A 23,779-nucleotide genomic window follows, 5' to 3' on the forward strand; every position below is an offset into this window, starting at 1 on the left:
CAATTTCATTGTTATAAGTTGACTAGTTCAATACCTTCTCTACCTCATAGATAACTTCTTTTCCTGTGCGGCTTGATTCATAAATACCGGACAATATTTTCAGCATTTCAACGCCATCTTCTACGGGGCAAATGGTCTCTTCTCTACCTAAGCAAGTCTCCACGAAGTGAGCAACTTCAGAAGCAAACCCTTTCTCAAAATCAAAGGAAAGATCGTCAATTTGTGGTGTAATATTTAACATCGTATTATGCTTCTCACTAACAATCGCAAGCTCAGGCTCTACCTCAGCCCCACCCTTATCTCCATACAGCTTCACCGCAAGCTCTTCTTGTTTCGCATGAAGCGTAAAGCTAACATCTACAGCTAAGGAAGCTCCATTTTCAAAACGAATCAGTGCATTGGCCATATCTTCAATCGTATTATGACTCGCATCATAATCAGCAGCTTGATAGAAACTAAAGTTCTCAATATGACCGCGATTGCCTAGTTTATTGTACGTATTTCCAGTAACACTTTTCACCTTTGGCTTGCCCATCAAGTACCAGCAAAGATCAATGACATGGACGCCAAGATCAATCAATGGACCGCCGCCTGAACGCTGTATGTCGCTGAACCAGCCACCTGGATTGCCTAAACGACGAAGACAAGAAGCCTTTGCATAATAAATCTCGCCCAGCTCACCTGCATCGATAAACTTCTTCAGCACTTTCGTATTTGTACCGAAACGGCGCACATAACCGATTTGCAGTATTTTCCCGCTCTCTTGAACAGCTTCTTGAATCGCCAAAGCTTCTTCCACTGTACGGCATAACGGCTTCTCCACTAGCACATGCTTGCCTGCCTTCAAAGCAGCAATGCTATTTTCTGCATGTGTATTATTCCATGTACAAACGCTGACGGCATCAATATCTTCGTCACGTAGAAATTCCGCTACATTGGTATATACTTTGCTAGCACCGAATTCGGTTGCCTTTGCACGTGCCCGCTCCTCATTGAGATCACAGACAGCTACAATTTCTACATCCGGGTGCTGGGCATAGCCTTTAAAGTGAAACTCCGAAATAGATCCTGCTCCAATGACACCTACACGTAATTTGCTCATCGATTTACTTCCTCCCTATTGGTCGCTCACTCGTATTACGATTTCAAACACATACTCACTTATTTCTTCTATGATCAAAGCATTACGCCTCATTCCATAATCGACGCAAATTGTCCAACGCAATTCGAGTCCCTTTCAAGCAATCTTCCATCCCTTCAAATTCTATGGATACATAACCGTCATAACCAGATTGCTTCACAATGGAAACGAGCTTCGGCATTGGTAAGTCACCTTGACCTACGATTGCTCCTCTTATATATTGGCCGTGCAGCGATTGGAACCAGCCCTCACCAGGATTGCAATCAGCAGGTCGTAAGTAGAAATCTTTGAAATGGACCATGCTTGCTAACGTTACGTTAGCGCGAACAGCTGGCTCAGTCGGCTCATCCACACAGACGAAGTTACCAACATCTAATGTCGTACGGAAGTTGTCACGATTCACATCGAGCACGATGCGGCGTACTCGCTCACTATACTGCGCATAGAAACCGTGGTTCTCAATACTCGTCGTAATGCCATACTGGGATGCATATTCCGCAAGCTCGCGGCAAGCCGCGACAATTCTAGCGTAATCCTGTTCAAAGTAAGCCGTTCCTGTCTCTGCCAAAGGACGGGAAGCAATATCATGGCGCATGCGCTTGACTCCGAGTCGATGAGCAATATCGATATGCCCTTTAATATGATTCACTTCAGCAGCATAGGCTTCCTCTGACAAACCTGCCACATTTCCACCTACACAGTAATTGGACAGTTCCAATCCAATCTCATCTGCATACTGTCTAATCTGATCCGCTAGTTCCGGCTTGCCGTGCAAGTCGAATCCAATATCTAAAAGCTGAACGATCTCAGCATGTTCGCCTCCATTGTCCTTAATCCATTTCAACACAGCGAATATGTCCATTTCCTGTCGTCCCATTGCTTGGTATAAACAATACGTACTAACACCCAGCTTCATCTCGTTCCACTCCCAGCATGCCTAGCAACAAGGCGCCTCCAATGGAAGCGGTTGCAGGTTGTAATGTATGTCACACTTTCATTATATGAAATCTGCCTACAAAGCCATTGAACTATGTTCCACAGTTGTTGTACTTTCTTACAAACATTCTTGATATGGAGTAAAAAAAGAAACAGTCCATCAAAACTGTCTCCTCTTCGTTCTATATTATGACTTAGTCTGAGTTGTAGAATGAGCATGAACAGACAGCGCATTCCGCTTGAATTGGGATGGCGATACTCCTGTATGCCGTTTGAATATGCGTGAAAAATAAGCAATATCATTAAAACCGACACCGTACCCGATCTCGGTAATCGTGCTGTCCGTATTGAGTAGCATCTCTGCTGCTTTGCGGATACGCAGATCAATTAAGTAATCATTAAATGTCTTACCTGTATAGCGTTTGAATAACGCACAAAAATAAGATTTCGATAAATTAAATTGACGGCATAACCCTTCCAGACGGAGCTCTTCTGGGTAATGTTCATGAATATAGTTTAACGCTCCCATCATAAGACCTCGGAATTTCTCCATACGATCTTCTTCCTCAGACCCTCCACCTCGCTGCTTAGCCATTTGACGAATAATGATGGACAGCAGCTTCAACAAGTTAGCCTTCAAAACAAGCTCATAATAATGCTCACCCTGTTGGAACTCGGCAAGCATCTCGCTCAGCAGCCTAGTTACTTCCGCATCCGCTTCTCCTAATAATGTTACTTTCGGTATCAATTCATCTTCACTGACCATAAATTGTTCAAGATAAGAATAGTCGAAACGATCCGTGCCTTCATTTGGACGTTGAAAATGTTCATTAATAAAATGAGGAAGAAACTCACAGCCGATAATTTCCATATCTTGATCAGGAATAAGATCAACACGATGAACGGCATAGGGAGGAATAACAAATAAGTTCCCCTTCATCATTTGATACGTCTTACGATCAATCGTATGCTGGAAGGACCCTTTTACGACATACCAGATCTGGAAATAATCATGGGCATGGTCGCGACTGCTGCCACCAGCTCGTGTCCAACGATATACTTTGAACGGAAGCAATGTTCCGATTTCTAGTTCACCACGATACAACGTCACGTCCGATGATAACGACGGTTGAGCGCTCTCCTGTGCAGCCTGCATCGGATTTTCCATCTCGTACCTCCAAGTCCTTGTATTGCCTTGTGATGCTGTCGCCACTATTATATCATGAAGATAAAGCGAACAGCAGGAGGAACAAGCTATGCATGTGGAACTTGTAGGACTCCAAGTCGGATTACCTAGTGAATCACTCACGCATAACGGCAAGCCTGTATTATCCGGTATGATAAAACATCCTGTAGATCATACGGTAGCACTGCGTACGTTAGGCTTCGCAGGAGATGGTCAAGCGGATTTGCGATATCATGGCGGTCCTGAAAAAGCAGTATGTGTCTATCCTATTGAGCATTACACCTACTGGAAGCAAGAATGGGGCTTCGATCTGCCCTTATCCGCATTTGGAGAGAATGTTACGACTCGCGGACTCATTGAAGATGATGTACATATTGGAGATATTTATCGCATCGGTACAGCTCGCGTCCAAGTGACCCAGCCGCGCCAGCCTTGCTTCAAGTTAGCAGCTAGATACAACATGCCGAAGATTCCAATTTGGATGCAAGAGACCGGCTATACCGGCTACTATTGGCGCGTATTAGAAGAAGGCATCGTTTCGCCAGTGGATCAGATTGAGTTGATTCATAGGGATGAACAGCGCCTAAGCATTCGCTTTGCCAACGAAGTGATGCATCAGAAGCTGCACGGGGAAGAAGGCATTCGTGCGCTGTTAAGCAACAAAGGACTGTCTACGAATTGGAGAGCAACCTTTACGAAACGCCTAGAAGGCATCGAAACAGATACGTCCAAGCGAATTGAAGGAAGTTAATGGGTCACACTGCTCTTATTTATAGGTTGTTATTGATTACACATACGCTCAGGGACAGTAGTAGATAGATTGGTACAAATCAAATATTAAAGGGATAGCTATAACAGAGAAATCCATTTCTACTGCGGCTATCCCTTATTACGTTTAAATGACTAAGGATATCGAGCACTAGTAGCTACTAGCTTACACTTGGGTTCGATTTACGATCCGCAAAGTTCAATTTGCGTTGGAGATATCCTAATAGAAGATCGGCCACGATAGCAATCGCTGCTGCTGGAATCGCTCCTGCATAAATACGTAGCGGATTCTGATTGTTAATGCCCGCATAAATTTCGCGCCCCAAGCCTTCTCCTCCAACGAGCGGTGCTATAGTCACGACACCGATCGCGATGACAGCTGCAATCCTTAGACCAGAAATGATATACGGCAGTGATAATGGAAAGCGCACCTTTACGAGCAGTTGAAGCGGGCTCATTCCGATCCCTTTGCCTGCCTCCATATAACTTGGGTCTACTTGCTTCAGTCCAATATACGTATTGCGTACGATTGGGTTCAAGGAGTAGAATAATAAACCAACAATAACCGTCTTGGAGCCTAATCCGAGTACGAGCATCAATAACACAAGCAAAGCCAAGCTCGGAATAACTTGCAGTATACTCGTTATGCCTAATATGACTTTGGCTAACTTTCTATGACGCGTGCAAAGCACGCCCAATGGAATACCTAGCACAATTGCTAGGCCAACTCCACTAACGACCATATAGAGGTGTGAGAGAAAATGCTCCCATAGCAAGTCAGAATTTCGACTCATATACGAGAACAAGTCTGCTAATGACCATTGATAGCTGTCCATCACAGCGCCTCCCTTCTACTTTTCATTCTTTTTCACCACTAATCCTTGCTGTTCCAAATATTCGATAGCGACTTCGCGCTCACTTCTCTTCTCAATATCTACTTTATAATTCAAATCAATCATCGTCTGTTCATCTATCGTACCGATAAGCGGTTGAATCGCCTGTACGACCTCTGGATGTTTCTGTGCTAGTTCTTTTAACAGTACCGGTGAAGCATCGTAAGGCGGGAAAAATTGCTTGTCATCCTCTAACGTCTTCAAATCATACGCCTTAATCCGAGAGTCTGTAGAGTAGGCAAGTACGATATCCACCTGATTATTGCCTACTGCTTCATAGACAAGACTTTGCTCCATCGGAAATGCTTGCCCAAACTCCACGTTGTACGCCTTACGGAATGCTGGATAACCATCATTCGTCCGCTCCATCCATGTCGTGTCTACACCTAGACGCAAGTCGCCTGCATCTTTAACTACATCGGATATACGCTCATACCCTCGCTCTTCCGCTAGCTTACTTTGCACAGTAAACGCATATGTATTTTCAAATCCTAATGAATCCATCCATGTAAAGCCTAAATACTTGTCAAATCCGGATTGCGCCTGTTTCAATACTTCTTGGCGGTCCTTCGTTTCTTCTATTGGAAAATGATTATTAAACAGCTCTCCACTATATAGCGTCGCCATATGTACTTCATTTTTCTTCATCGCATTAATAATAACGGCACTTGCAGCTAGATCAGGAATCACCTTCGCCTGCAAATCGGTCTGCTCTTCAATGAGTGCCTTATACATTTCAGCCATGATCTTTGATTCGGTAAACGTCTGTGTTCCGATAACAATCTGATCCTCCTTGCCGCAACCAGTCAGCAGCAAGGTTGTTGCGATAAGCACACCGCAAAGAAGGAGCGCTGTTACCTTTTTAGCCGAAGCTTTTAATTGTATCATTCTCGTCCCTCTTTCTGGATTATGTTCGTTGAGCATCAACGAGTCTCTATGCGGTAGTCGAACTCGTACGTCCATAACGCTTCGTTAGCATGCGCTCTATCCATCCGAACAGCGTGTCCGTGATCAATACGAGTAAAATAGCACCAACAGCTCCGACTACAACAAGCTCCAGCTTATTAACGCCAAGTCCACCAACGATTAGTCTTCCTAGACCACCTGCACCAATTAAGGTCGCTAGTGTCGCCCAGCTAATAATGTATACCGTCGTAATGCGAATACCCGACATAATGTAAGGCAAGGCTAGCGGCAGACGAATACGTAAAATCGACTGCATCGTGCTATATCCCATGCCTCGTGCTGCCTCCAGTACACTGTTATCCACCGAACGAAAGCCATCATACGTATTTCGCATAATCGGCATAATTGAATACAAGAACAAAGCAACGATAGCAGGCTTCATCCCTATCCCTAAGAAAGGAATAAATATCGCTAATAACGCGAGACTTGGTATCGTCTGCAATAAGTTCGCCATAAAGAAAACGGTATTCGTCAGCCAGTTCCAACGGCTATAAACGAGCGCAATTCCTAATGGTATCGCTATCAAGCAGCCGAGCAACACAGAAACACCAGTAAGTACGATGTGCTCTTGCAGCGCTGTTCCAATATCGGAACTCCGTTCTTGTAGGAAGGCTATCCATCCGTCCATCGTTACGCCTCCTCTCCTAAGCTCCAAGCAAACCGTTCTATCATAGCTGGATACACTTCATTTAAGTGTTTAACAATACTTCCCCTCGTTATGAGTCCGACCAGTCGCCCACTGTCATCAACTACAGCTAGATTCGTCAAGCGGTGATTCGTCATTTGCTCAACCGCAATCGGAAGCGGGGTACCAGGCCCAACTTGGTAGCCAATTGGTTTCATCACATCTTTCACCGTCAATGATTCGTCACCATAACGATTCAACACGCGATAGATCGAAACGATGCCTAACAAGGTGCGGTTCTTATCTACGACGAACAAGGAATCTACCTTGCGCGCTTCCATGATCTTGATCGCTTCAGCCAAGCCGCGATTCGGTGATGTCGTAGCAGGTTGGGTAACCATCACTTCATCCACTGTCGTCATGGAAAGAGAAGCATCATCAAGCTCCATTTCATTTTCATCTTTGTCATTCGTATGTATTCGCTTCTGGCCAATAAAGCTGCGTACAAAATCATTAGCTGGGCGTCGTAAAATGGCTTCGGGAGAACCAGATTGTACAATCTGCCCGTCTTTCATTAAGACAATCGTATCTGCAATTTTAATCGCTTCATCCATATCATGCGTAACGAACACGATCGTTTTATGTACATCCTCCTGCAGTCTAACCAGCTCTTCTTGCAGCTGCTCTCTCGTAATCGGGTCCAATGCACTGAAAGGCTCATCCATCAAAATAATGTCAGGATCAGCAGCCAATGCCCGCGCCACACCAACACGCTGCTGCTGGCCACCACTAAGTTCAGACGGATAGCGATTGCGATACGTATCAGGGTCCAAATTAACGAGCTGCAGCAATTCCGTTACTCTTTTATCAATTTTCGCTTTGTCCCAATTTTTCATCTGCGGAACGATCGCAATATTTTTTGCAATGGTCATATGGGGGAATAACCCGACATTTTGAATGACATAGCCTATATTTCTTCGAAGTTCTACCGGGTGGTACTCGGATATATCTTTTCCATCAATGAAGATGCGACCGCTGGTAGGGGAAATTAAACGATTGATATGTTTCATCGTCGTCGACTTGCCGCAGCCGCTCGGCCCGATAAACGCAGTGAGTTCGCCTTTTTTAATCGTTAAATTAATATCAGTAAGGGCTTGGAAGCCATCATCGTACTTCTTATTCACTTGTTGAAATTCAATCATACTTGCGTTCACCTCATATAGATTAGACTTACTACCTACGAACATATGTCCACTATGATATATAAACGTCTATGCAGTTTTCTGAAACATCCATACAAGTATTGGAGATTGAAGCGACTGATATACAATACCCTTCAGAGTAAATAAAAAGACCCACAAGCTATTACTGCTTGTAGGTCTGAATTACGAATATTGGTGACTAGATTTTGCACCTAGATATTAATTGCTCACTATCAAGCTTCAAGCTGTTTGACAGTCACACCAGACGGTACGATCTGTATTACCTTCTCTTTGATCGCTGCATCTTGCAGCTTCTCATCAAAGATCGTAATCGTACCTTCGTCATCCTGCTTACGTATGAGTCGCCCAATTCCTTGCTTCAAGCGAAGCAGCATATACGGCATATCCACCTCTTCGAATGGGTTCGCTGCGTCTTTGCGTCGCGCTGCAAACACCGGATCATTGGATGGGAATGGCAGAGACCACATAATCACCTGAGACAGAGATGGTCCCGGAATATCAAGCCCTTCCCACAGCGTCACTGCACAAAGGCAGCTTGTTTCATTTTGCTGGAACTCCGCAATCAAACTGCTTATTTCCCCAGTTCCCTCAAATAAAAATCGATAGTTCTCAAATTGTGAAATCTGACTTGCCCCTTGCTTAAATTGCGCCAATTCTTCCTTGGAACGGAAGAGAAGCAGCGCTCTGCCTTCTGTTTGCTGAAGCAAGCTTAGTGTCGCTGCCAGCTTCTTCTCCAGATGCTGCTCAGAGCTGAACGGAGCATACTGAATCTTCATCTGATTCTCATAGTCGTATGGCGACGCTACCGAGAATGACAAAGCCTGCTCAACACCGAGACTGTCTGACATATAATCAAAGTTACCTTGCACAGACAACGTAGCTGACGAGAATACGATTGGCATTTTGCTAGAGAACAACTGCTTCGTCAATATTTCCTTAACCCATTTCGGCATAATGACAAGCGTAAGCGCACCCTTATCTTCAGTAACCCAAGAAATGAGCTGATTGGACTTTTTGAACAATCCAAGTGCAAGCTGAATCATCTCCAGATGCTCTTCAACAATTTTCAACTGATACTCGTCTAACGTGTATAAACCACTCTCAAATACGAGCTCTTCCTCAATGGAAGCGATCATATCGCAGAAACGATTTACTTCGCGCAGCAATTCATCGTTCCATGCAATCTCCCTGCGGTCTGATCCAGGTACTGGCGAACTATGCACGTCTAGCAATGCGAATAAGTGCTCACTCTGCACAATGGAATCCTCTACGGCTACCGCAAGAGATTCACGCACTTCTCCTTCAAGCAAACGTGTAATAATACTTTCAAATACAGCGTGATTCAGTTTGTACGTCAACGCCTTCTGCGCCGCTGTCTCTAGCAGATGCCCTTCATCGAACACAACGGAACTGTGCTCAGGCAATAACGGAAGCTGGCCTTCACGCTTGCGAGCCTCATACGTCCAAATATGCTCCATATAGAAATCATGCGAGCAAATAATGATATCCGTAGACTTCCGATAATGCTCACGGGATAACGTCTGTCCACAGCGATGGCGTTGAGAGCACACAAGACAGTCTTGGAACACATCCCAACCAATCTTCTCCCACTGCTCATCATGAAGATCCGGATAATCTTTACGATCACCGTATGAATGAAACGCCTGCATCGTCTCCGGCGAATGAACGAACTTAGGCAAACTGCGATACATATCATCGTACAGCATCGCATCTTCATCCATCGACGCTCTAGCATCATCGAGCTTATTTAAGCAAATATATTGATCAGGTGACTTGCCTAATCTAGCATCAATGGTAAAGTCCAGATAGGTTGCAAGCTTCGCAATATCGCCTTCTGGCTTAACAAGTTGCTCGATCAGCGATTCGTCTGCACAAGCGATAATCGCTGGCTTTCTTGTATAACGTGCATAGTTGATTGCGTACAGCAAGTAGACGAGCGTTTTCCCCGTTCCCACTCCCGCTTCTGCAAAGATCGTCTGCTTATCCCGATAAGCACGCTCCAATTGGTAAGCCATATAGATCTGTTCGTCCCGCACTTCAAATCCGAACTCAGGAAGCTTGTCATAAAATACATCTGATACCCAGTCACTCACCTGCTGAACAAATGACTCCTTGGGATCAAAGGAAAAAGGATAGTTGCTCAAAATCTCGTGCCCCCACATCAATATATATAATTCAAACAAAAAAGGTCATACATCAATAACACTCACGTACTCATGAAAAAAGGTTGCGCCTGTTTACGCAACCACTTCATGGTATATTTTATCCATGTAACAAAAATAAAATATATCATTTTTATATAGGAGACGTCAAAAGTAATGGGAGCACAGCCAAGATCCGTTTACAAATACTTTCCCACATACGTTTCAAGTTTATCAAACCAGTTATCCAATTCTCTTCTCCCAACCGCGCTACTAAATCGTCCTAACTCATCATTTTTATAGGAGACAACAATAGTAGGTAGATACTTAATCTTCACATGAGTCTGAGGATCATGCATAATCTTTTTTACTTGTAAATGTGGCCTTTCCTGAGCTATTTCATCTATTGTTTTGCTTAATAATCGGCAATAACTACAATTCCGACTGTAAAACAATTGAATCGTTAGTGGCTTCACAAAGTCAACTTCCCCCAAATACGTGTAAGTAGGTGTATCTATTATTTACAGCCGTATGAATAGATTGATTCGTTGCAAAATTTATGTTAAACTTTATGCAGTTAAATCTTTCAATGCTTTTTGTCTTATATAATAGATTACTCTACTAGTGTAATTAGATAAGTCATATCCACACATGTCGAGAAGATCGGTTACATCTTCAACACAGAGTGGCTCACCTTTTTCAACCATTTCTTCTGCAATTAGTTTTATTTCATTATCATACTTAGAAATTACTTTATGTTCTTCTTTTTTTGTTTTTCTACTTTCATTCTTTTTCTCTATTTTACTTCTTATACGTGTTAATGTACGATTAATAGTCATCGGATAGACCCCAAGTCTTCCAGCTATTTGTGTGTTGTTTTCATCAGTCATCATTAAACGCATTACTTCTTTTTCAAAATCCGTAAATATCGGATCTTCCAGCAGTTGCTGAACATATATCCTATTCGTAACTTTCTCTTCCATGTGCTTACTGCCTTCATCCACCATATCAAATTCCTCATCGGTTTCACAACTTTGCAAATCAACCGTAAATCTCATAATTTCATGGAATCTCTCATTGGGCACGTTTAACATCTCAGCCATTACTTCTTTAGAGGGCCGATATCCCAAGCTATCTTCAATCTCCCCCATTTTTTTTATCAGTTCAACTGCTCCTCTACTCAATCTTACCGTATGAGAATCATTGTATAACAGCTGGTTAATTTCCCAAACTATAGGGCGTGCTACAAAGGTAGTAAACTTAATACCTCGCCTAGGATCATATGATTTTAATGCATACATAATGCCGATATAGGCATGCTGTAACAATTCCTCTTCTCTTACATTAAACTTATATTTAATTTCTTCGATACTTCCTTTAAAGCGAGCAATAATTGAAAATATAAACTCTCTATTCTGTTTTAGAAATTCTCCAAGTAAATCGGAATCAGATTTACAAGCCTCTATGAGTTCCACATTATGCATATCTGGTACTTTATCTTTTCTGAGCTGCCTATATTTTATACTGCCCAACACCAATTCACCTCTCGCATCATTTATACTGTTCTCCTTCTGTCACCAAATCTATTTCATACCGTTCAATTATCTTTTTTATAAATCGCTCACACCTTCTATAGTGGATATTCATCGTGTAATAGTTGCGATAACAACAAAAAAAGACCCTAAAAGGGTCGATTGAAACAAATCTATTAAGGATGAATATCAATACACTGGATACAAAGATCAACTTTTCTACGTATTTCTGTTATGTTTTCATTCAACTTAATATCTGCATTATACAGATCCTTATAACTTTCAATTAGACGCATATGCTCTTCAGCAAGTAAGCACTTTCCTTCACCGTTCAATACGTTAGAAATATCTAAACCCATGGATACAACCGCTTGCTTCGTTTCTTGAACGGTAGCATAGAGATCACGGAATTTAAGCTTCATAAATATTTCCTCGTCCTTTCAATTTTGCTTGCTTTATTGCTATAAATAGTACTAAAGCAATCTTGAAGACACTTCTTATGACCTATTAGAAGATTATGCACACTTAAATGAGAGGTAACATCCGCTTCCATAATACGATGCAGTACCCCTTCTAATTGGACCTTGTTGCTCCTTAAAATATTTACGGACACCGGTGAAGCATGGCGCATTGCGTGTTCAATGTTTTGTATAGCTTCTTCGATTCGTTCTACTTCCTCCACAAGAACACCTAACGTATAGGCATAAGCAGCCACGACACTCTCTCCTTTCTACAATGGTATTGTTTCCCAACTACTTTGTATCATAATTACATTCCATTAGTGAGCACTAGGTTCTCGATATGTTCAAAATAATCATCCGTGAAAAGAGTCACTATTTTATCCCCTTCGTGCATTCGGATAATCGTATTATTTCGATAAGAAAATCGACAAGTCTCTCCTTCAGCTAACTGGAAATGTTTCACTGCATCAATAAGCCCTTGCATCATTTGTTCATTGTACGATTCGTTTTTATAATGATGGAATTCATCTGGGAATATCGGTGGACTGTTCTTAGGAACCGCTTCCTCTATAGAAAGTGAATCTAGTGTCATTTGCATATCATTAAGCAAGATACACTGCTCTGTAATAATCTGCTGTGCTTCTTCGAGTTGTGCCGCCAATTGCTCATATTCTGTTAACAGTTCTCCATAATGATTAGCTTTCGCTAACACATCGATAATATCGATTTTCCCCTCTTCACTTGCATTTTTTCTCGTGAATTTATTCACATCGATAAATATGTTACTTTTCCATTCTTGAGTTCCTTTCATGAATGAAGCCCTCTCTTTTGCCTATTTCGATTATTTGAGATGGTGCGCTACCATTTTCTTGCATCAGTCTCTTAGTTATTTCATACAGCACTCATAACATAGTCACCTTTTTCGTTACGATTGCAAGAATACGAGAAACCTTCAGCCTGCAAACCGAAATCATGAGGAACAACTAACTTTCCACCGTTTTTCACCGTCAGGAAAGACAATATTTGAAATATAGCTTCATTCTGGCTTCTCAAGAAAATCACTTCCTGCTGTAAACCCTCATAAGTATCCAGTGATTGCTCTAATTCGAATCTATCAGCTTTCAAATGTACGGCCTCCTCATATTTAATAGCAAATCATCGAATGCCGAATTTACTCTCCACTAGCAGGATAGTACCGTTCAAGTACCTCTAACCAGTCAGCTCGATTCAGCTCTCGAATATGCTCCAACTGCTGTACCGTCGGTTTGCTGTCCATCATAAATTCAACATTTGGACGGGCCTGTGTCAAAAAACATGCTGTAACTATCCATTTCTTCATGAGGGCTGACATCACATGTACACTCCTTTACTCATTTGTTTCAACAGGTGGTAGTTCTACTTCGCTGAACTCATACTCTTTGAAGTCTTTAATATGGAGTTCAATACCTTCCATCCATTCTGCTTCTTCATTTAACAATTGCTCTAACTGCTGTAGCTTTATAAGATTAGAACGATTAATCGGAGGTATGATAGCCTCTTCTCCTTCATCAAATCGAATCCACCATCTCCGAATTGTCTCCAGAGTGAACGTCTGATTGATAAAGTTGCCGCAGGATTTACACCAAAGAACTAAAGCCTGATCGCACTCCATATTTTCTGGAACAAAAGCTGAGTCACTTCCGCAATGAGGACATTTATTCATATAACCTTTCATCCTTCTGCCCCCTTATTCACATCGTTTCCCCTTTGAAATAATTAAAGTAGTCATAACTCTCACTTACTCGTTCATATAGAACGCCATTATCTCCTGGATAAGGAGATGTATGAATAAACTTCAATTCATGAATATCTTTTGGGATTCCGTTAGGAAATGCAGCACAAGTCATCTTTCCACGCTCTGCTCGATTTAAATGCTTACAAAACACACAAGGTACCGTAATATCCATAAGAACCTCCTACCACCCTGAACATTTATAGCCTCCATATTGCTCGTACCATTCCCAGATCTTCGTGTCGACAGGCACTCCGGTGATCTTGGCCGTGAATACCTCAGGCGTTAACTCGATAGGAAAAAATTTAGTTGCGTAATGACATAAATGAGTCGATATATAGTTCTCATCAGCTCGTGGTAATATCGTACGCGGACCATAAGCATCAGGATCCAAATTGGAATAATGAGCGAACGTCTGCTCACCAACATTATGATAATGCAGCCAATGACCTATCTCATGAATAATCGTGCGTAGCTTATCGGGTGAAGATTTCTGCCCTGAGTCATATTCTGCTCTCGCGATTTGATCTGCACGTTTGAAGTCATAGTTTTTATTCATTGCAACCGTACCGCTCACAGGATCAAACGAACCATTTGCTCCTCTCATCCTTTCAAGTCGTATGTTGAGCTTGCGCTTCTGAATCATATCAGCAAACCCAGGACAATTATTTAGAAGATGAGCTAACGCTTCTGTTATATAGTTTGCTGCATCCAAATTGTTTGCATAATCTGCGGATACACCTAAATCTTTTGTCCATTTGTTTGCTTCTGTTACAGAAAGGAAGGGACTCCATGTAACTGGCAGCGTGATACCTCCACCCGCTGGAGGTTGCGGTGGCTCTTTTCCTTCTGGCGGTATTGGAGGAGGATCAGGGTATTTTCCTACATCTACCCCACCTTCAAGTTCAAGATTTATATTCGGATCCGTAAGAAAGTGATACATCACTTCAACTGATTTTCCATCTCCAAGTGACGTATGATATTCAAAGATAAATTCCTTTCCTCGTTCCACAGCATGCGCAACTTGAAAATATAATCCCTCACTATATTGCTTGCAGTACACATTTTTAGCGATCAAGTTACCGTCTACCGACAACGTCCAATAATCTTCAGGAGTAGCCACTGTAGAATGGATAGAAATCGCATAAAACTCTACATCATGCGACAGATAAAAAATATCTTTAATGACCCTCTTTACTGTTGCTGTATTTGGAATACCAATAAATCTACCTTTAAAAAGGGGCATCGTCTTTGTTGGATAATAAGGCGGATCTAATCTGCCTCCGACTATATAGCGACTAAGCATTAGTCCCCCTCCTTAATCGATTACACATGACTACCCACTCCTATCACAAATTGCTATCATACTCGAATACTCGTTTTTAGTTTTTGTACAACCTCTATGGTGAAGACATCACCTAGAATAGTTGCATCATAAAATATTTAAATATCGATACCACTAGGGCCGTGCCTCTTCTATCATACTGACTTGTCCAAATAACAAATCTGCAGCGGTTCCAGACACTTGTGTAATGACCGAGCTAGAATTTGCTGTTACGTGCTCAAGTATTAATACCGTAAGAAATGGAGAATCTTTATGAATACCACCAAGCCTTGACTGAACTGGAGCCCCAGCATCTCGTAGCTTCTTGTTAATCTGGCTAACCAGATCTGTTGTAAACAACTCATGACTAGTCACATATTCTTTTGCATCCAATACAATTTCATAATCTACTCCGTCCGTAGTTATGCGAAATATATCACTTATTCCTTTTTCAACAAGCTTTACTTGTGGCAAGTGTACACTTCCCCACAATCGCGTTCCATGTTTCATAATGATGCCCCTTCCAACCGGTTTGGCCCATTATAAGGATGAAAGCCTTGTTTCTATCTTAAAAAGAAAAAAACCGTAGTAAACGGCTTCTCCCTCATCGACTTTTCAAATGTACTAAACGCATATTCGATAGATGCATAGATAAGAACATAGATTTGGAACAGCCCTATTCCGAATTGCATCTAAACAGAGTTACATCTACTGAGGAAGTTTTATGACTATTACTTGCCTCTCTATTTAACGATTGATATACTTATATACAAAGACTCAATCTCCTAACCCTCTACCTATTTCAGTTAAATAATAGGGGGTATTAGAATAGCGACTAATATGTTTCATCCGCTTAAAGATGGGTAATACAAAGTACCTATGTTTTATTATGGGGTTGTTTTACTAATATTCTCGTCTCTTCTTTAATAAAGTCGTTCTAAGTAATCATTAAGTTGCAATAAATTGACTTTGGTGGTGACGTATGATATCATTTCTCGAAATCACCAATCACACTTCAAATTTATTATTATTTTTAAACAAGATCAGCTAGGAATATAGTATTACTATTGGCAGATTTGCTTTAGCTTTTTCATCGCACGAGAGGCATGCGATTTATTAATCTCTAGCAGATTGGATATTTCTGTAGGCTTCATTCCCATACCCTCTTCTGTGAACAACATGAAGTCTATTATTTTAGTTTCTTGAGCAGTAAATAGAGAAATATTATTTAAATAGTCATTGCGAAGTTCGACCATAGAGTAGCCAAACTCTGTTGTACCATATGTAAATGTAGTAACTGTTGAATCCAAATCATTCATTTCACCATCACTATAGTGTACGAGTAGCGTATTTTGAGTAATTTTTCTTCTGTTTTTACGATAATAATCAAAAACGGTACGTTGGATAACAGTACGCATGAAACTATATGCATTTGTTTTAATAGATCCCTTATCAATTTCGGTAAGAACACGAACAATAGCTTCTGACTTAACATCTTCCCGATCTCGGCTATTAACTCCTTTTAGCACAACATTAAAAATTTGGTTCAATGAAGAGATATCAAACGTAGATATATTAGTTTGCATGTAGCTATAACCTCCGATGTATAATAAATATTTACATGTAACAATGGAATAAAATGATTAAGTATCTATTGCATTAGCTCATTTGGTGCCCTGTTTTATTGTTTGCTGGTATTCCATCCAATTTCGTTATACCTACAAACTGTAATTCCGCTGCCTACTTTCCTTACTTCCCATATGCATTACAGTGGTGAAGTAAGCAAGAAACTCACACCCCATACATTTTTGCTTAAAACATTCATGAAAGCGCTTTACTAATCTCCATTCCCTAGGTCGATAAGCAACATTTTTTATCTAATATAAATTCACATACTTTCTGTTTCATTAGCCCTTCGTGTTAGCGATAAATACGATATTTATCAATTTCGCAATCTAAGTTGCAGAATGATGCTGACCCATTTAAATGCGGTGGACAAAAGCCCCCCATACTACAAGTAATGTTCATATACTCATACTTTAACTACCTAGTTTATTTGGATTGCACAGCCCAAACGCTCTAATTCGAATATGTACGAATTAACATTCATGATCCTTTTATCGTACAAAGCTCACTATTTCTTCGATTTTCGCCACTTGTATATACTTCCCTTTTCCTTATATACGAACAGCCTGAGGCAACGAGTTAAGGGAAACTTTACCTTGTTAATCTCTATGGTTGTCCTATCGAATTTAAAAGTTGCGTTACTTTTGAAATAAATTTAGTGAAAAGAAAAATGATTCACCGCTACTGTTCATTCTATGATCGCTTGATGCTTGTACCTAAATTCACAAACATGCTTATATTTTTGTAATTTTGAGGATTTCAATACATTGTTACAATCTGAATCCTCTCAAAATAAAAACGTAAACAAAAAAAGAATATATATTCATATAAAAAAAACATATAACTTCCGTAATGATGATCAAAACAACTCGTTTTACTAAACAAACAATGTCATCATTATCGTGTCGTTATATGTTTCTAAATTATTTCGTTATATCAGCATGTAACATTTACTTTTTTGCATAAATTACTTCATTGCAATCTTGTAAAATATGAGTAACATGCTCCACTATATCTTTTACCTCTTTATTACATTTTGTGCATTTCAACTTGTATCACCCTACTTTTTTTCTACTTAATCCGGTCATCACTCTCAATGAATTCTAGATACTTTCCACTGCTAATCATCGATGGATTTTGAAATTTCAAACAAGCAACTCTCCTCCCCAACGACTTACTAATTCTTCTACTCTCGCATTAAGTAACCGATTTTCTGTAATAAGATCTAAGTTTTCTTCACGAAGTGTTTGAATTTCTTCACTTAATCTTTTTATCTCTTCCTTGTTCTTAGCAAGTTCCTCCCGCAGTTCTGCCCGAAACGCTTGCTCATCCTTAGATAGAAGCTCCCTATCCGTCATTTTGTTATTTCCTCGACCACTTGCATATCCGATAGCGCCTGTAATAATAGAAACAATTCCCCCAATGATTGCTGTTATTACACCAACATCCATAATGTTCACCTTCTCTTTCTCTTTATCTCTTGCTCGTCACGAGCTGTCCTATAAAGAAAAGAAAACGAATTTTTCCTTCCCTATAGACAGCCTCCTTCTTGCATAATATAAGTGAGAACAAATAAAAAATAACCTCTACCGGGACGGTAGAGGTTTCTATTACATGATGAATGCATAACTACCATCATCATATAGACCTACTATAATTGTAGTAAATAAATCTTCTGCATATTTCTCACTAACTTTAATACTTGTTCGTAAATCTTTAACCTCTCGATGCGGCACAATAATTGAAGAACTAATGTATCCCGACTTTATCGTTATACTTCCTTCTAATATTGAAGCGACCCAGATATTCAGTTGCGAGTTCATCTCGCTGTTATCCATTCGCCTTACAGTAACCGAGCTAGATAGATTTTTATGGGCAAAGCCTGCTACTTCAATAAATCCACGAAGGTCATTATTGAGATATACAAATAAATGTCCCAGCATATCAGGTCTAGACACGTACAATTGCGATGAAAGAGAATTTCTTTCTGAACGACGTATCATAATTGTTCCAGGTAATTCTATCTTATCCTTTTGCCTTGTAATGATAGTACCATTTATCCAATCGCGGGTTACAATAACACTCGAGTCGAGCACACTATCTCGCTTTAATTGAACAGTAACACTTGCAGGCAGAGTCGAATCATCTCTTTTTCTAACCGTAATCTTAGATGGCAAACTAGCTCTACTAACAGACAGTGATGACAAAATCATATCTGGATTGTGGACCTTTAATGAGGCCATTAACTCCGAATCATCCCGTGTGCTGCGGATGTGTATAGTGGCTCTAATGTCTTTGTCCTTATTTTGACGTGAGGTTATACTAGACTTCATTTCCCCATGTCCAACACTGCTAATGATTAAACTATGATACTCAAGGACAAGCTCTGGCGCATATGGCATGCCACGTTCCCTTGAGCCAAAACGAGCAATCACATCACTCGTCAGTTGTTCCATATGCAAGAGAATGCCTAGGTTATCGCTTGTGTTGTTATACCACCCTAGTACAGCAGACAACAGATCGACTTCCACATATGACTTGGAAGTATCGGCTGTAATCTCTGCAAGCTTATTGCCAGCAGGAGGAGTGCTCGCCCACGTCACACCATCCTCTGCCCAATCTTTTAGTAGCTCCTGTACTTGTATTGCCGAAGTTCCCAATGTAGATTGATCAACAAATAGTTTAAGCGTAGCTTTCGTTATTTTCTGATCTGCAGGAACGGTGCTCATATCAAACTGAATAAGCGACTTAAATACTTCCCCATCTGCTGCTTTACCAACTAGCATTTCTTGCTCTTGGCCATAGTTCAATCGAGGTACTCTATCACGTACAAACGCATCCTTTACCGATGACAGAATCTGCACTACTTTAGGTGGAGGTGTCACTTCAACCGTCGCTCTCATCCTACCATGTGAAGAAACAGCTATTTTCCCCTGCATATCTTCCGTATTTTTCACTTGGATATGAGAGACAAAATCTTCATTATATACGGGTGAAATCCCAACAACCGCTTTCATGATAGCATGTGGAGCTATAAAGATTGAAGATGTTACACTATCGTGATAAGGAACTTCGATATACGATCTATTCTGGTTACCTTTATTCATCCAGCAGGAAACAGAACCTCGTACAATTTCACCATCGTACTTGTTTCGAGTTTTGTCATAAGCAATTCTACCATTGCTATCTTTCATGTCATAAAACAGCACTAGCCCTGGTTCATCAGGATAGTTCGAGTACATACTAGCTTGCAGTTCTGATTCTGATAAAGTCTTGTTCCAGACTTTCACACCCCAGATATCGCCTCTGAAAGACTGTTGATGCGAGGGACCAGGAGGAGTACCGTCTCCAACTGCTAATCCTTGGTTTTGATCAACACTTGTGAAACCAGACTCCATTACCTTCTTACCATCTACATAGAGCTTAGCACCTTTTGATACGCCTGATTCAAATACAAAAGCTACATGGTGTTCCTGTCCATCGTTAAGACGCACACCGGAGTGTCTAGCATTACCTGCTCTCCAGTCGAATATTACCAACTCGTTACTGTACAAAAACATACCATAAGCTGATTGTTTAACAACAATACCTCGATAACCAGTTCCTGCATCTGTCGTTCTAATTCTAGCCTCAATCGTGCCTTTTATAATTTTAAGTTCATTATAGTTGTTACTAAGATAGATTCCACTATCTGTTCCTTCTAGTGTGACTTTACAAGTTTCTTCTCCATCGGAATGATGACTGAACAAGTTAATTTGGGACGTGAGGTCGTTTCTATACGGGACTTGGATGTAAGACTTCCTCTGGTTATACAGACCACCCCTAAACCCGTAAATTTCAATTTCACCGATTCCAATCCAACCACCATGGGTACTGCTAATATTCAGCCTGAACCAACGGAAACTAGCAGCAGGAGATTTAATGTCATATTTTCTTTTCTCATGCTTTTGTCCCCATACCGGTGCATTATCTTGTGCATCCAACACTGTCCAAGTGATACCATCATCGCTACCTTCAAATGTCCATGACTTCGGCATATCTGTGTGCGGATTCACATCCGAAGCACCAAGTAAATACCCAGTTGCATTAGCAGGCATGGCGATATCAATCGCAATCCAGCCTTTTCCTCCCGTTGAACCAGGGGTCCAATATCCTGAATCCTTATTGTTAAAGGCCAACCACGGACTATAAGAATTGGAATAAACGGCTGAAGCACGAACCGTATAACCGTGAGACATCTCATTGTCCATCGGGAGGGTAATATCTCCAGTTAACTGGATGGCATCTGTCCCCTGATCTTTATATACATGGAGTTTTCCCGTCAGATCAGAGCGATAAGGCACTTGAATCATCACCGACAGCTCAGAATTCTCTCTCTCAACAGCTTCTATCACAAAAACAGGCCTAAACCCTGTATTTACGAGCGACACATCAACTGTAGAAATATTACTAATTGAGGCGATATTACTAGAATAGCCTCTGACAGTACGTGTAGTAGAACTAGTATTATTAGTACTACTTGTTTGAGACCATACACCTCGCGTATTCCACGTATATTCATCTGCTTTTTTAATTCCCGTGGAATATGATTTATGGACAATATATTTGTCCCATTCGCTATCTGGAGGGTTAAATCCCGTTAGTATTCGAGCTAAAATTCCACTCAACGCAGGTGCTTCATAAAGCTGTAATTCTCCCACTTTACACAAAATAGAAGCGTGCCCATTGTTCTCTGTGATTACTAATCGATAGTGTCGAAATGCTCGCTCATTGTGAAAGGAATAAAAGGACTTGATGTCTAATCCCGTTTGGGATGTACGCCGGTCTAACACTTCCCAGTTATGACCATCATTACTACCTTCAAAAGTCCAATCTCTTGGATTGGATGCTAGTTCAGAACTTCCAACTAATGAAATGCGATTAATAATTTTAGGTACGGGATAGCTAACTTTAATCCATGCAGGTGATGGTTTTGGCGCTTGCCACTTGTGTGCATTATCTGCAGTCTGCCAATCAAATGCTCTCCATGGCTCATTGTTAACCGCAGTATGACTTGCAGATAAGGTACAACTTCCATCTACTGCCTGATCTGAGGACATTTTGGGTGTCGAGGCAACTAGCATCTCTTCCAGCATAATGCCACTCATGAGTCCTGTATCATTTAGAATTTCCCACGTGACACCCGCCTGGATATTGCGATCAGCCACCATAATCATTCTGCCATTAATATCTTGATCCACTGCAATGAAATAAAAGTCTCCATCCGCTTCAGCGGTAGGGAGAGACGACAGTAGCTCACCCGTATGTTCTCCTAAATTACTGAATACGCCTGGTAGGTTAGGAAAGGCTTTATAATTACATCGAATTCGTTTACCCACTTGCAGCTCATCAATAAAAGCTACTTCATCTGGGTGAATAATTGTCCCATCTTCATCTATATCTACCGCATCCAAGTTAATATGTATTGGAGCACTGGTTGGATTGGATGACCGCATCATAACTTCATGAGGTTGGTCTCTATTCAAATTCTCTATCTGGAAGAGGACAACGCTACCAGATCCGTTAGGTTTACTATAATCCAGTCTATACTCTATTCCATCTAGCATGAGAATATTATCAGTAGGTCTTCCACTACCGGTATAACCTAGAATTCGAATCTTACTACCTGTAAATTTAAAAGTAAGGGTAGCTGTACCATCTAACGTGTAAAACGTATCCCGATTGGAATGGGCAGCATGGTTCTCAAATACCCAATTGCCCATCATTTTAAATGAAGCTAAACTGCTTTCAATTCGTTTCCAACCTTCTTCAGGCATAGGAAGTCTGCTTCCTGTCTGCAGAAGTATTCGACCTTCTTCATCTATTTCTAGAGCATTGAATTGAGAATACCAATCTGATCCAGTATGCGTTTTAATAAGTACTTCATGTTTACCATAAGACAGCCCTGTTTTTTCAAAAAATAAGCCGCTACCAGCCCGTCTTAATGTAGGGTATTGTATACCATCAATAAAAACGACGTCTCCGTTGCCGCCCCAATTGTAATTATATACTAGACGAAGTTTGGTTCCTTCAAATGTAAATCGTATCTCACCAGCATTATAGTGCATATCGAGGTGCTGATTTTTATATAAATAGGTAATGTGGGAATGCGTATCTTCAATACGCTGCCAGGTAGGATCAGGTTCAGGATAAGGATCCCCTACATTGGTAATAAATCCACCCTTTACGCTCATATCAATCGCATCAAATATGAAAGGTGCGCCATCTTCCTGCCAACATTCTACATTATGAACCTTTTCTATAAGATTGGTAACTTCAAAGGCTACGTAGAAAGAAGTCTTGAATGCTGTTCTAGATGAACAATTGTAGGGTACCCCATCTATCGAGATCACGATTTTATCTGATGTCGTGCTGTCCGCTAAGGTGATTAGCCTCAGCTTGCTTCCGTAGAAAGAAAATGATACCTTACTCGCTATTTGTTGAGTTCTATATGCGCCATTTTTCCAATAATCCGAACCGCTAGGTGCATCCCATGATCCTGTATATTTAAATTGAGAATGCGAGCTGTCAATTCTTTTCCAGCCTAAAATTGGAAGAGGAATAGAAGTTCCTGTTCGGTTTAAATCTGTTTCATCAATTTGTGCATAAATTTCGATCTCAGAAAGTCCTACTCCCCATGAACCTTTGCGGAACAACTCAAATCGTATAAAATTCGCTTTTTGTTTGATGCTATGTTTTCTTGTGAGTCCATACGACGTGTTCGCATACGTATTTACAACTTTCCGAATTATTAACTCCCAGTTTATCCCATCATTAGATATGAAAATCTGATAGTCGGATATTGACTCATCCCGTATCCTCGGACAGACCACAATATGGTCTATCGTTAACAACTTATCCGATATTGTCCGCAGATCAATATCAAGCGTGGCGTTATTACCTGTTGTCAGCCAATAGCTCAATCCATCATTTTGATAAGTCGAATATTTCCCATTGAACAAATTCTCCATGTAGTACCAATTGGAATAAGGATGTGGCGGACTTGTACATGTAACTACTACTCCATTAGGCGCCTTGTATACATACTCTCCATGCTTGCCTCCTGTACCTCCGCTAAGATCTAACTTTTGTAACATGTGGATATCGTCCTCTCATTGTATTGAGA

23 protein-coding genes are annotated in these 23,779 nt (G+C 40.9%); 1 reads left to right on the top strand and 22 read right to left on the bottom strand.

Annotated features, from left to right (window positions below; genetic code table 11):
* Positions 1-22: 22 nt before the first annotated feature.
* From IFO66_RS11115 to IFO66_RS11125, 3 genes are all read right to left on the bottom strand, one after another.
* Positions 23-1,102: a Gfo/Idh/MocA family protein gene (locus IFO66_RS11115; protein WP_192025207.1), complete on the bottom strand. Its 1,080-nt coding sequence runs from the start codon at positions 1,100-1,102 to the stop codon at positions 23-25.
* An 82-nt stretch (positions 1,103-1,184) separates the two neighbouring features.
* On the bottom strand, positions 1,185-2,057 hold the full coding sequence (locus IFO66_RS11120; protein ID WP_192025208.1) for a sugar phosphate isomerase/epimerase family protein: 873 nt from the start codon (positions 2,055-2,057) through the stop codon (positions 1,185-1,187).
* 207 nt (positions 2,058-2,264) lie between these two features.
* Positions 2,265-3,245, bottom strand: a complete 981-nt coding sequence (locus IFO66_RS11125; RefSeq protein WP_192025209.1) for a helix-turn-helix domain-containing protein — start codon at positions 3,243-3,245, stop codon at positions 2,265-2,267.
* Positions 3,246-3,333: 88 nt separating this feature from the next.
* Between IFO66_RS11125 and IFO66_RS11130 the strand changes: the two genes are divergently transcribed.
* A complete protein-coding gene (locus IFO66_RS11130) occupies positions 3,334-4,014 on the top strand; it encodes an MOSC domain-containing protein (RefSeq protein ID WP_192025210.1) in 681 nt (226 codons plus the stop codon).
* Positions 4,015-4,192: 178 nt separating this feature from the next.
* On the opposite strand, the gene IFO66_RS11135 is transcribed toward IFO66_RS11130, so the two are convergent.
* The 19 genes from IFO66_RS11135 to IFO66_RS11225 form a co-directional block, all read right to left on the bottom strand.
* Positions 4,193-4,867: an ABC transporter permease gene (locus IFO66_RS11135; protein ID WP_192025211.1), complete on the bottom strand. Its 675-nt coding sequence runs from the start codon at positions 4,865-4,867 to the stop codon at positions 4,193-4,195.
* 15 nt (positions 4,868-4,882) lie between these two features.
* A complete protein-coding gene (locus tag IFO66_RS11140; RefSeq protein ID WP_192025212.1) occupies positions 4,883-5,812 on the bottom strand; it encodes a glycine betaine ABC transporter substrate-binding protein in 930 nt (309 codons plus the stop codon).
* A 46-nt stretch (positions 5,813-5,858) separates the two neighbouring features.
* Positions 5,859-6,518 (bottom strand): ABC transporter permease, encoded by a 660-nt coding sequence (locus tag IFO66_RS11145; protein ID WP_192025213.1) that lies wholly within the window; start codon positions 6,516-6,518, stop codon positions 5,859-5,861.
* Positions 6,519-6,520: 2 nt separating this feature from the next.
* Positions 6,521-7,717, bottom strand: coding sequence for an ABC transporter ATP-binding protein (locus tag IFO66_RS11150; protein ID WP_192025214.1), 1,197 nt, complete (start codon positions 7,715-7,717; stop codon positions 6,521-6,523).
* A gap of 233 nt (positions 7,718-7,950) precedes the next feature.
* Positions 7,951-9,903 (bottom strand): ATP-dependent DNA helicase, encoded by a 1,953-nt coding sequence (locus IFO66_RS11155; protein ID WP_192025215.1) that lies wholly within the window; start codon positions 9,901-9,903, stop codon positions 7,951-7,953.
* 197 nt (positions 9,904-10,100) lie between these two features.
* Positions 10,101-10,376, bottom strand: a complete 276-nt coding sequence (locus IFO66_RS24335; protein WP_192025216.1) for a thioredoxin family protein — start codon at positions 10,374-10,376, stop codon at positions 10,101-10,103.
* Between the two features lie 93 nt (positions 10,377-10,469).
* Positions 10,470-11,435, bottom strand: a complete 966-nt coding sequence (locus IFO66_RS11165) for a sigma-70 family RNA polymerase sigma factor (protein ID WP_337912903.1) — start codon at positions 11,433-11,435, stop codon at positions 10,470-10,472.
* A gap of 173 nt (positions 11,436-11,608) precedes the next feature.
* On the bottom strand, positions 11,609-11,854 hold the full coding sequence (locus IFO66_RS11170) for a hypothetical protein (RefSeq protein WP_192025218.1): 246 nt from the start codon (positions 11,852-11,854) through the stop codon (positions 11,609-11,611).
* Complete coding sequence (locus IFO66_RS11175) at positions 11,851-12,147, bottom strand: hypothetical protein (protein WP_192025219.1); 297 nt, start codon at positions 12,145-12,147, stop codon at positions 11,851-11,853. Before IFO66_RS11175 ends, IFO66_RS11170 begins: the two co-directional genes overlap by 4 nt.
* 53 nt (positions 12,148-12,200) lie before the next feature.
* Positions 12,201-12,704, bottom strand: a complete 504-nt coding sequence (locus IFO66_RS11180; RefSeq protein WP_192025220.1) for a hypothetical protein — start codon at positions 12,702-12,704, stop codon at positions 12,201-12,203.
* Positions 12,705-12,784: 80 nt separating this feature from the next.
* Positions 12,785-13,018 (bottom strand): hypothetical protein, encoded by a 234-nt coding sequence (locus IFO66_RS11185; protein ID WP_192025221.1) that lies wholly within the window; start codon positions 13,016-13,018, stop codon positions 12,785-12,787.
* A gap of 46 nt (positions 13,019-13,064) precedes the next feature.
* Positions 13,065-13,244 (bottom strand): hypothetical protein, encoded by a 180-nt coding sequence (locus tag IFO66_RS11190; protein ID WP_192025222.1) that lies wholly within the window; start codon positions 13,242-13,244, stop codon positions 13,065-13,067.
* A 15-nt stretch (positions 13,245-13,259) separates the two neighbouring features.
* A complete protein-coding gene (locus IFO66_RS11195; RefSeq protein WP_192025223.1) occupies positions 13,260-13,607 on the bottom strand; it encodes a hypothetical protein in 348 nt (115 codons plus the stop codon).
* Positions 13,608-13,623: 16 nt separating this feature from the next.
* Entirely contained in the window at positions 13,624-13,839 is a 216-nt protein-coding gene (locus IFO66_RS11200) for a hypothetical protein (RefSeq protein ID WP_192025224.1), read from the bottom strand.
* Positions 13,840-13,848: 9 nt separating this feature from the next.
* Positions 13,849-14,970 (bottom strand): hypothetical protein, encoded by a 1,122-nt coding sequence (locus tag IFO66_RS11205; RefSeq protein WP_192025225.1) that lies wholly within the window; start codon positions 14,968-14,970, stop codon positions 13,849-13,851.
* Positions 14,971-15,123: 153 nt separating this feature from the next.
* Positions 15,124-15,498 (bottom strand): hypothetical protein, encoded by a 375-nt coding sequence (locus tag IFO66_RS11210; protein ID WP_192025226.1) that lies wholly within the window; start codon positions 15,496-15,498, stop codon positions 15,124-15,126.
* 554 nt (positions 15,499-16,052) lie between these two features.
* On the bottom strand, positions 16,053-16,574 hold the full coding sequence (locus IFO66_RS11215) for a sigma-70 family RNA polymerase sigma factor (protein WP_192025227.1): 522 nt from the start codon (positions 16,572-16,574) through the stop codon (positions 16,053-16,055).
* A gap of 1,185 nt (positions 16,575-17,759) precedes the next feature.
* Complete coding sequence (locus tag IFO66_RS11220) at positions 17,760-18,065, bottom strand: hypothetical protein (protein WP_192025274.1); 306 nt, start codon at positions 18,063-18,065, stop codon at positions 17,760-17,762.
* 159 nt (positions 18,066-18,224) lie between these two features.
* Complete coding sequence (locus IFO66_RS11225) at positions 18,225-23,750, bottom strand: DNRLRE domain-containing protein (RefSeq protein ID WP_192025228.1); 5,526 nt, start codon at positions 23,748-23,750, stop codon at positions 18,225-18,227.
* Positions 23,751-23,779 lie beyond the last annotated feature (29 nt).

Origin of the sequence: Paenibacillus arenosi (assembly GCF_014841135.1) — a bacterium.
GTDB lineage: Bacteria > Bacillota > Bacilli > Paenibacillales > Paenibacillaceae > Paenibacillus_B > Paenibacillus_B arenosi.

What these genes read in the sequence shown, in the direction of transcription:
- IFO66_RS11135 (WP_192025211.1), bottom strand. Translation starts at nt 4,867, where the DNA reads ATGGACAGCTATCAATGGTCATTAGCAGACTTGTTCTCGTATATGAGT.
- IFO66_RS11150 (WP_192025214.1), bottom strand. Translation starts at nt 7,717, where the DNA reads ATGATTGAATTTCAACAAGTGAATAAGAAGTACGATGATGGCTTCCAA.
- IFO66_RS11215 (WP_192025227.1), bottom strand. Translation starts at nt 16,574, where the DNA reads ATGCAAACTAATATATCTACGTTTGATATCTCTTCATTGAACCAAATT.
- IFO66_RS11145 (WP_192025213.1), bottom strand. Translation starts at nt 6,518, where the DNA reads ATGGACGGATGGATAGCCTTCCTACAAGAACGGAGTTCCGATATTGGA.
- IFO66_RS11205 (WP_192025225.1), bottom strand. Translation starts at nt 14,970, where the DNA reads ATGCTTAGTCGCTATATAGTCGGAGGCAGATTAGATCCGCCTTATTAT.
- IFO66_RS11190 (WP_192025222.1), bottom strand. Translation starts at nt 13,244, where the DNA reads ATGTCAGCCCTCATGAAGAAATGGATAGTTACAGCATGTTTTTTGACA.
- IFO66_RS11225 (WP_192025228.1), bottom strand. Translation starts at nt 23,750, where the DNA reads ATGTTACAAAAGTTAGATCTTAGCGGAGGTACAGGAGGCAAGCATGGA.
- IFO66_RS11200 (WP_192025224.1), bottom strand. Translation starts at nt 13,839, where the DNA reads ATGGATATTACGGTACCTTGTGTGTTTTGTAAGCATTTAAATCGAGCA.
- IFO66_RS11125 (WP_192025209.1), bottom strand. Translation starts at nt 3,245, where the DNA reads ATGGAAAATCCGATGCAGGCTGCACAGGAGAGCGCTCAACCGTCGTTA.
- IFO66_RS11130 (WP_192025210.1), top strand. Translation starts at nt 3,334, where the DNA reads ATGCATGTGGAACTTGTAGGACTCCAAGTCGGATTACCTAGTGAATCA.
- IFO66_RS11210 (WP_192025226.1), bottom strand. Translation starts at nt 15,498, where the DNA reads ATGAAACATGGAACGCGATTGTGGGGAAGTGTACACTTGCCACAAGTA.
- IFO66_RS11115 (WP_192025207.1), bottom strand. Translation starts at nt 1,102, where the DNA reads ATGAGCAAATTACGTGTAGGTGTCATTGGAGCAGGATCTATTTCGGAG.
- IFO66_RS11180 (WP_192025220.1), bottom strand. Translation starts at nt 12,704, where the DNA reads ATGAAAGGAACTCAAGAATGGAAAAGTAACATATTTATCGATGTGAAT.
- IFO66_RS11195 (WP_192025223.1), bottom strand. Translation starts at nt 13,607, where the DNA reads ATGAAAGGTTATATGAATAAATGTCCTCATTGCGGAAGTGACTCAGCT.
- IFO66_RS11120 (WP_192025208.1), bottom strand. Translation starts at nt 2,057, where the DNA reads ATGAAGCTGGGTGTTAGTACGTATTGTTTATACCAAGCAATGGGACGA.
- IFO66_RS11170 (WP_192025218.1), bottom strand. Translation starts at nt 11,854, where the DNA reads ATGAAGCTTAAATTCCGTGATCTCTATGCTACCGTTCAAGAAACGAAG.
- IFO66_RS11220 (WP_192025274.1), bottom strand. Translation starts at nt 18,065, where the DNA reads ATGGATGTTGGTGTAATAACAGCAATCATTGGGGGAATTGTTTCTATT.
- IFO66_RS11140 (WP_192025212.1), bottom strand. Translation starts at nt 5,812, where the DNA reads ATGATACAATTAAAAGCTTCGGCTAAAAAGGTAACAGCGCTCCTTCTT.